Here is an 8,963-nt window from a genome sequence, read left to right as displayed (position 1 = left end):
ACCTCCAAAAAGTCAGCCTTGAATCTGATTTGCGTCCTCTTGGGAATCCCCTGCCTTAAATCGTCACTACAGCCTAGGTCGTCAATCCGCAAAAATCTTTGATTTGCGGTTAGTTGATGATTCACCTTCCGGGCGTGAGAGCACCTCATGCGCAAGCATGAACTACTGATTTCAAGTGGAAGGTGATTGAGCCTTTTCTGCCCAACAAGCCGCGCGGCGTGCCGCGGGTGAACGATCGGCGGGGCCTCAATGGCATTCTCTGGCGCTTTCGCACCGGCGCACCCTGGCGCGAGGCTGGCGTTCGGGACCGCTTTCCTAGGCCGTCTCGACGCCTTACGATGGTAACCTGACTGGGTGGAAGTGGACCAGGTTGATTGAGAGGATCGACCTGGAGCCAAGGAGCTTCGATGCCAAAGAAGAAGTTCAGTTCAGAGCAGATCATCGCGAAGTTGCGCCAGATCCAGGTGCAACTCGCTCAAGGCAAGAGCATCGCATTCACCTGCAAGCAGGCGGTAAGCCGAATCCAGGAGAAGTATGGCCTTTCGGAGCGGCACGCCTGCCGCCTTGTCAGCCAACCGCGCGGGACCCAGCGAGCGGTATGGCTACCGGCGGATCACCGCCTTGCTGAGTATTGGCTCCTTGTAGACTGTCATTCCCTACGAGCTTTGAGTGTAGAGGCGGCGCGCCTCTAAGTTGTGCAGCGGCGATGAATGAGAGGGGCCGCTGTCCGTGGCCCCGCAGCGATCACTCATTGAGTGTCGTCCCTGTCCAAAGGCTGTGGTGCGGCGTCGCATGGCCTGAGCATTCCCTTGTCGGACAGTCTGAACTCAACCATGCTTCATGAGCGGTCGCGACACATAAAGATAAGCGGGCTGCGACGGAAGCTTGCCGCAATGGACACTCAAATAACCGTTCTACATATCCTGAAGAGAGCTCGTGATCTCGTAGGGCCGGAGAGCATGCCCGCATCATCGATGCCATCAGCGCGCTCAAGAGCGAGGTCCGCGGTCCCAAGCACGGTCTGGCTTATTACACTGTTCTGGAGACCGTGAGCGAGGGTAGGGGAGAGACAGGAATGGCTTCTCTCTCAGTAGCCAGCAGAGATGCGGTCCTGGCTCTCCTTGATGCCATAATCAAGCGGATCACGTCGAGGTTGCATTGAGGGAACGGGAAGGCTCAAGTCCCATTGGTCTTCCCTCCAAGAACAGGTCTTTTACGCAAGCGCCGAACGCAGATCCTGGATCAGGTCATCGGCGTCTTCGATGCCGACCGACAGGCGCACGAGCCCATCGTCGATTCCCAGCTCCGCTCGCACGTGCGGCGGCACAGAGGCATGGGTCATGATGGCCGGGTGTTCGATCAGGCTTTCCACTCCGCCGAGGCTTTCCGCCAGGGTGAAGAGCTGGCAGCGCTCCAGGAAGCGCGTCGCGCCATCGAGCCCGCCTTTGATCCGAGCCGTGATGATGCCGCCGAAGCCGCGCATCTGACGCTTTGCCAGCTCATGCTGAGGATGCGAGGCAATGCCCGGATAAATCACGCTATCCACTTGCGGATGAGCCTCAAGAAACTCTGCAATCTTTAGGGCCGACGTGCAGTGGCGCTCCATGCGCAGCGACAGGGTTTTCAGGCCGCGGAGAGCCAAAAAACTATCGAAGGGGCCGGAAATCGAGCCGACGGCATTCTGAAGGAATGCGATCTTCTCGCGAACTTCCTGGTTCTGACCTACGATCACGACGCCGCCCACCATGTCGGAATGACCGTTCAGGTACTTGGTCGTGGAATGCACGACGATGTCGAAGCCGAACTCCAGCGGACGCTGCACCCAGGGGCTCGCGAAGGTATTGTCGGCGACCAGCAACGTGCCGTGGCCGCGCGTGACTTGGGCGATGGCTTCCAGGTCGGCGAGCTTGAGGAGCGGATTGGTCGGTGTCTCTACCCAAACAAGGCGCGTGTTGGGGCGCAAGGCTGCCTTCACGGCATCCGGATTGCCGAGATCGACATAGGTGATGTCGAGGCCGGCCGATTGCTTGCGTACTTTCTCGAAGAGCCGACGCGTGCCGCCGTAAAGATCATCCGATGCGACGATGTGCGAGCCCTGCTCCAGCATATCGAGGACCGTCGCGCTTGCGGCAAGACCGGATGAGAACGCGAAAGCGGCTGTGCCTCCTTCGAGATCCGCAATGCAGCGCTCGAAAGCCATGCGAGTAGGATTTTGCGAGCGTGCATATTCAAAGCCCTTGTGAACGCCCGGGCTCTCCTGCGCGAACGTGGAGGTGGCGTAGATCGGCATCATCACCGCGCCCGTCGTAGGATCCGGTGTCTGGCCAGCGTGGATGCAGCGGGTGGCGAAGGAGAGTTGGTTGCGGGCATTCATTGGGCTTGGATCCGGAAGTAGTTGATGAGGTCGATGCGGGTGGCGAGACCGACGAAGTTGTCGCCATCCATGATGACCGGCACGAGACCGGCGGCGAAGAGAGGCAGAAGCTCCTTGACTGGCGCCTGCGCAGAAACAGTCTGCAGGCGGGTCACCATGATCTCGCGCACAGGCTTGTTGAAGACGCTCTGCGGAGCATTCTCGTTTGCGACGAGCGCGTCGAGGATATCGCTCTCGTCGATGAGGCCGACGACGCAGCGATCCTCGATCACCGGCAGCTGCGAGATGTCGGAGGAGCGCATGCGCGCAAAGGCGGAACGAAGAGTCTCGTTCGGGGAGACGAAGATCGTTGCACCTTCGCCAAACGGATTGATCACCACGTCGCGTGCGGTGCCGGTCGGCTTACGATCGAGCCATCCTTCCTGCGCGATGAAGGCATCGTTGAACACCTTCGATAGGTACTTGGCACCTGTGTCGCAGACGAGCGTCACCACGCGCTTTGGGTGGCTCTGCTCACGGCAATAACGCAAGGCAGCAGCCAGCAGGGTGCCGGACGATGAACCGGCAAGAATACCTTCTTTACGAAGGAGCTCGCGAGCAGCGGAGAAGCTCTCCTTGTCGCCGATGGAATAGGCTTTCTTCACGAGAGAAAGATCGCAATTCGGGGGCACGAAATCCTCACCGATGCCTTCGACGGCCCAAGAGCCTGCCTCCGTCATCTCTCCCGTTTCCACGAGCGGGGCGAGAATTGAGCCGGCAGGGTCGGCGAGGACCATTGCGGTCTTTGGGGAGGCCTTCCTGAGATAGCGCCCAATGCCGGTCAGCGTGCCGCCGGAGCCAACGCCAACGATGACGGCATCGACATCGCCTTCCATCCCTTCGAGGATCTCGGGTCCGGTACTGGCTTCGTGAGCTGCCGGGTTCGCGGGGTTCTCGAACTGGTTGATATAGACGGCGCCACGCGTCTGGGCCGTGATCTTCTGGGCGAGGTCCTGATAGTAATCGGGATGTCCCTTGCCGACATCCGAGCGGGTGATGACTACCTCAGCGCCGAGGGCTTTCGCATGCAGCACCTTCTCGCGGGACATCTTGTCCGGAACGACCAAGAGGGTGCGATAGCCCTTGCTGGCGCCGACCAAAGCGAGTCCAACGCCCGTATTGCCGGCCGTGGCCTCCACGATCGTACCGCCGGGCTTCAGGCTGCCGTTCTTTTCGGCGGCCTCGATCATGGCGCGGGCGGGGCGGTCCTTGATGGAGCCGCTCGGATTAGCGCTCTCAAGCTTCAGGAACAACCTGCAGGGACCGGTATCCAGGTGCGTCACCTCAACGAGAGGCGTCCTGCCGATCAGGTCCAAGGCTCCATGCGCGGCCATTTCACGACATCCTTATGTGGAATATATTATTGTTTCTATATAGATGTGAAAAATGTTCCTGCCTATAGGCGTCCCTGAGAATTCTCAGGAAGTGGGACTGTTCGTTGTTTCTCAATGCTGGAGAAGGGGTTCGGGATCCGCCCTTCTGACCTATTCGGCTCTGTTGCGGCCCTGAATTTCTTTCCGAATTACAGGCGCGACCTTCGTTCCGAACAGCTCGATGCTCCGCATGATCTGGTCATGAGGCATGGTGCCGACACTGAACTGGGCTAGGTAGCGGTCATGGCCGAAGATCTCGTGCTGGAAGAGGATCTTGTCGATAATCTCTTGTGGGCTGCCGACGGCGAGCGCACCACGAGGGGAGCGCATGACTTCGAAGTGCTCTCGCGTCGTCGGTCCCCAGCCGCGCTCTCGTCCAAGCTTCGACATGACATCTGCATAGGGCGGGAAGAATTCATCGGCTGCCTGCTGCGACGTGGGAGCCACATAGGCATGGGTGTTGATGCCGACCTTTAGATGCGAGGGATCATGCCCGGCTCGCCGCGCCGCTTCACGATAGAGAGAGACGAGAGGTGCAAAACGTTCCGGTTCTCCGCCGATGATGGCGATCGCCAGCGGAAGCCCAAGTACACCGGCGCGCGCCACCGATTGTGGTGTGCCGCCCACTGCGATCCAGATCGGCAGAGGGTTCTGGATCGGACGCGGATAGACAGGCTGGTCGTGAAGCGGTGCACGATGCTCGCCTGACCAGGTGACGCGCTCCTGATCTCGGATCTTCAAGAGCAGATCGAACTTTTCCGCGAAGAGAGTGTCGTAATCTTTCAGATCATAGCCGAAGAGCGGGAACGACTCGATGAACGAGCCGCGACCCGCCATGATCTCTGCGCGTCCGCCAGACAGAAGATCGAGCGTTGCGAAGCTCTGGAATATGCGCACGGGATCATCGGAACTCAGCACCGTCACGGCGCTGGTCAGGCGAATGTTCTTCGTGCGCTCGGCGGCGGCTGCCAGAACGATGGCAGGAGCGGACACCACGTAGTCCTCCCGGTGATGTTCGCCGAGACCGAACACATCCAGACCGAGTTGATCAGCAAGTTCGATCTCCTCAATTAAATCCCGCAAGCGTTGTGTGGCACTGACGAGATGACCTGTCTTGGGGTCAGGTGTTCTCTCGCCGAAAGTGTAGATACCAAGTTCCATGGCAATCCTTCAGGTTATTGCTTCACTCGTTTCTACCGTATCAGGCAGCTGCTTTATCGGCGACAATCTGAAGCTTCTCGGCAAAAGGCATCTTGGGCCCGACAGGCACGATGCCGTTCGGGTTGAGAGCGTTGATGGAATAGTAGCCTCTCTTGATATGGTCGATGCTGACCGTGGCAGCGATGCCTGGCACATCCAGCATGCGATCGAGATAGGTGGAGAGGCGAGGATAATCCGCGATGCGGCGCAGGTTGCACTTGAACAAGCCATGATAAGCCGCATCGAAGCGGATGAGCGTGACGAAGAGGCGGATATCCGTCTCAGTCAGGCGATCTCCGAAAAGAAAGGCGCGGTCCGACAGAAGGCCTTCCAGCCTGTCCAGCGTGGTGAAGACTTGGTGGACGGCTTCTTCGTAAGCTTCCTGCGTTGTTGCGAAGCCTGCGCGGTAAACGCCATTGTTCAGGCCTGGATAGATGATGTCGTTGAGCGCATCTATGCTGGCACGCAGATCTTCCGGGTAAAGATCATATGTATTGTTTGCGAGGCTGCCGAAGCCTGAGTTGAACATGCGGACGATGTCGGCGGATTCGTTATTCACGATGGTCTGCCGTTCCTTGTCCCAGAGCACCGGCACCGTCGCGCGACCTGTGAAGGTAGGATCGGCCTTTGTGTAGGTCTGGTGGATGTAGGTTGCCCCATGGATCGCATCCCGGGTTGCGCCACGGCCTTCGCCGAACCGCCAGCCCTGATCGGTAAGCGCCGGCTCGACAATGGAAACGGAGATGGCGTTCTCCAGACCTTTCAGGGTGCGGGCGATGAGGGTGCGTGAGGCCCAGGGGCAGATCAGCGCGACATAAAGATGATAGCGTCCGGCCTTGGCCTTGAAGCCGGCTTCACCTGTGGGACCCGAGTGGCCGTCAGGCGTGACCCAGTTGCGGAAGCTCGATGTCTGCCGCACGAAACCGCCTTTAGCATCCTTGGCCTGAACAGGGTGCCATTCAGCCGACCATTTTCCATTCACGAGCATTGCAAAATCCTTCGAGGAAGGCCCAGAGCCGCCGTGCTGTGAACGGGGGCTCCTGAGAGTGGTTCAGGCTCATCTATACCTCACCTTCCGAGTTGATAATCCAGACTCTCTGGATAAGACTTCACCCCTAGGGAGTGAGATTCATGCTTGATCGAGTCACCGGAATGCAGATTTTCGTGCGGGTGGCCGCTCTTGGCAGCCTGTCGGCTGCTGCCAGGTCGCTTGGTATCTCTCAGACGATGGCGACAAAGCATGTCGGAGCCATTGAGGACCGGCTTGGCGTCAAACTCCTTCACCGGACGACCCGGCGTCTCACTCTCACCGAAGCGGGTCGGCGTTATCTTGAGAGCGCCGAGCGCATCCTTGCTGAGGTGGAGGAAGCGGAAGCCGCGGCTTCCGCCGAGCGGGTCGAGGTGAGGGGAATGCTGAGGGTGAATGCTCCCCTGTCCTTCGGGTTTCGAGAAGTCGCCCCCCTTATGGCCGAATTCTCTCGTCTTCATCCCGCTGTAACGGTCGATCTCGGATTGAACGACCGCTTCGTCGATCTGATCGAGGAGGGGTGGGATGTGGCCGTGCGGATTGGGCGCTTGCGGGATTCTACCATGATCGCACGCAGGATTGCCCCCTGTCGGCTCGTGGTCTGCGGATCGCCGGCTTACTTTAAAGAGAAGGGTACGCCGAAAACCGTCGCGGATCTCATGGAGCATAATTGTCTCGGCTACACCCTCTCCCGTACTCTTGGACCGGACGAATGGGCATTTGACGTAGAGGGCAAAGTAAAGATCTCGATCAAGGGTAACCTTCGCGTCAACAATGGTGATGCTCTTGTGGCTGCTGCTGTTGCGGGACAGGGCGTTATCTATGAGCCCTCCTTCGTCGTCAGCGACGAACTGCGGGCAGGTCGGCTTGTGTCCTTGACCCTTGATCACCCCCCGCTCGAATTGCCAGGGGTTTTCGCGGTTTACCCGGCTAACCGCCATCCGCCGGCCAAAGTTCGAGCTTTCGTGGATTTCCTGGCGCAACGGTTCGGGCCTAACCCGCCTTGGGATCGTGGTCTCAAGCTGCTGGGCTGACATTGAGCGGCAAACAGCGACGGCGCTGATATTTCATATCTTTGCGCTGCCGAATTAATCTTGTTCTACGCCTCGAGAGAAGGTCTGCAACAGCCCCTCGGCACCTTGGAACTTTTCTCAGATGCCTACGTTATGGATGGTCGGCTTCCGTCCAGAGGTGGAGAGAGCACCCGTCGGTTTGCCGTAAAGCAAGGGGTGCCGGGCCTTATGCCCGGATTGTGTTACGGGGGGCTTCATGCCAGAAGTTGAATCTGCCATACCGCAGCTTGATCCCAGGCTGCTGCTCAAAGTGTTGCGTGCTTTCCGGAAAGGAGACTTTTCGGTTCGGCTGCCAACTGACATGACCGGAATCGACGGCGAGATTGCGGGAGCTTTCAATGACATTGCCGATCTGAACCAGGGCCTCGCCAGCGAGCTTGATCGGGTGGCGAAGGTGGTGGGTAAGGAAGGCCGCATTAGCGAGCGTGGTCGCCTCGATGGAGCGACCGGCTGCTGGAGCGATTGCATCAACTCCGTAAATTCCATGATCGGCGACATCGTTCAGCCGACCATCGAAGTGGCCCGTGTGATCGGTGCCGTGGCGAAGGGCGACCTCAGTCAGACCATTGAGCTTGAAACGGAAGGACGCCCCCTACGCGGCGAGTTCCTGCGCATCGGCAAGGTGGTCAATACCATGGTGGGCCAGCTTGGCAGCTTCGCCTCCGAAGTGACCCGCGTGGCCCGCGAGGTGGGATCGGAAGGCAAGCTCGGTGGTCAGGCCAAGGTGAAGGGCGTTGCCGGCACGTGGAAGGACCTCACCGATAACGTGAACCTCATGGCCGCAAATCTCACCGGCCAGGTGCGTAACATCGCCGAGGTGACAACCGCCGTCGCGATGGGCGATCTGTCCAAAAAGATCACCGTCGATGTGAAGGGCGAGATCCTTGAGCTGAAGAACACCATCAACACGATGGTGGACCAGCTCAACTCCTTCGCCGGCGAGGTGACTCGCGTGGCGCGCGAAGTGGGTACCGAGGGCAAACTCGGTGGGCAAGCCCAGGTGCGCGGCGTCGGTGGCGTCTGGAAGGACCTTACCGAAAACGTGAACATGATGGCCGCCAACCTGACGGGCCAGGTGCGTAACATTGCTGAGGTGACGACCGCAGTTGCCCGAGGTGACCTCTCCAAGAAGATCACCGTCGATGTGAAAGGCGAAATCCTGGCGTTGAAATCCACCATCAACACGATGGTGGACCAGCTCAACTCCTTCGCTTCGGAAGTGACGCGCGTTGCGAAGGAGGTGGGTTCGGAAGGCAAGCTCGGTGGCCAGGCGCAGGTGGAGGGCGTCGGCGGTGTCTGGCGCGATCTCACCGAGAACGTGAACATGATGGCGGCGAACCTGACGGGCCAAGTGCGTAACATTGCCGAGGTCACCACCGCCGTCGCGAACGGTGACCTTTCGAAGAAGATCACTGTGGAGGTGCGCGGCGAGATCCTTGAGCTGAAGAACACCATCAACACGATGGTGGACCAGCTCAACTCCTTCGCTTCGGAAGTGACGCGCGTCGCCCGCGAAGTGGGTTCGGAAGGCAAGCTCGGTGGGCAAGCCCAGGTCCGTGGCGTTGCCGGCACGTGGAAGGACCTCACCGACAACGTGAACCTCATGGCCGCCAATCTGACAGGTCAGGTGCGTAACATTGCCGAGGTCACCACCGCCGTCGCGAACGGTGACCTTTCGAAGAAGATCACTGTGGAGGTGCGCGGCGAGATTCTCGAGCTGAAGAACACCATCAACACGATGGTGGACCAGCTCAACTCCTTCGCCTGGGAAGTGACCCGCGTGGCGCGCGAGGTGGGATCGGAAGGCAAGCTCGGCGGGCAGGCCCAGTCCGTGGAGTCGCCGGCACGTGGAAGGACCTCACCGACAACGTGAACCT

General features: G+C 59.4%; 6 protein-coding genes and 2 pseudogenes. 4 read left to right on the top strand and 4 right to left on the bottom strand.

The window, feature by feature from the left end; translation table 11 throughout:
- Window positions 1–164: 164 nt before the first annotated feature.
- Together DC522_RS23070 and DC522_RS23065 are read left to right on the top strand one after the other, a co-directional pair.
- A pseudogene (locus DC522_RS23070) lies at window positions 165–314 on the top strand (transposase); the annotation flags it as partial.
- A gap of 93 nt (window positions 315–407) precedes the next feature.
- A pseudogene (locus tag DC522_RS23065) lies at window positions 408–599 on the top strand (hypothetical protein); the annotation flags it as partial.
- A 614-nt stretch (window positions 600–1,213) separates the two neighbouring features.
- Here the strand turns inward: DC522_RS23065 and DC522_RS23060 are convergent.
- The 4 genes from DC522_RS23060 to DC522_RS23045 form a co-directional block, all read right to left on the bottom strand.
- A complete protein-coding gene (locus tag DC522_RS23060) occupies window positions 1,214–2,374 on the bottom strand; it encodes a cystathionine gamma-synthase (RefSeq protein WP_116530958.1) in 1,161 nt (386 codons plus the stop codon).
- On the bottom strand, window positions 2,371–3,747 hold the full coding sequence (locus tag DC522_RS23055) for a pyridoxal-phosphate dependent enzyme (RefSeq protein WP_116530957.1): 1,377 nt from the start codon (window positions 3,745–3,747) through the stop codon (window positions 2,371–2,373). The genes DC522_RS23060 and DC522_RS23055 overlap by 4 nt, the downstream gene beginning before the upstream one ends.
- Before the next feature lie 150 nt (window positions 3,748–3,897).
- Entirely contained in the window at window positions 3,898–4,947 is a 1,050-nt protein-coding gene (locus tag DC522_RS23050; protein WP_116530956.1) for an LLM class flavin-dependent oxidoreductase, read from the bottom strand.
- Between the two features lie 40 nt (window positions 4,948–4,987).
- A complete protein-coding gene (locus DC522_RS23045) occupies window positions 4,988–5,974 on the bottom strand; it encodes a glutathione S-transferase family protein (protein WP_116530955.1) in 987 nt (328 codons plus the stop codon).
- A 143-nt stretch (window positions 5,975–6,117) separates the two neighbouring features.
- Between DC522_RS23045 and DC522_RS23040 the strand changes: the two genes are divergently transcribed.
- Together DC522_RS23040 and DC522_RS37375 are read left to right on the top strand one after the other, a co-directional pair.
- Window positions 6,118–7,047, top strand: a complete 930-nt coding sequence (locus DC522_RS23040; RefSeq protein ID WP_116530954.1) for a LysR family transcriptional regulator — start codon at window positions 6,118–6,120, stop codon at window positions 7,045–7,047.
- 340 nt (window positions 7,048–7,387) lie between these two features.
- Entirely contained in the window at window positions 7,388–8,959 is a 1,572-nt protein-coding gene (locus tag DC522_RS37375) for a HAMP domain-containing protein (RefSeq protein ID WP_371680283.1), read from the top strand.
- The last annotated feature ends 4 nt before the right edge of the window (window positions 8,960–8,963 follow it).

Source organism: Microvirga sp. KLBC 81 (assembly GCF_003075415.1).
GTDB lineage: Bacteria > Pseudomonadota > Alphaproteobacteria > Rhizobiales > Beijerinckiaceae > Microvirga.
The sequence above is the reverse complement of the archived record's forward strand: the minus strand, read 5'-3'. Positions and strand labels throughout refer to the sequence as shown.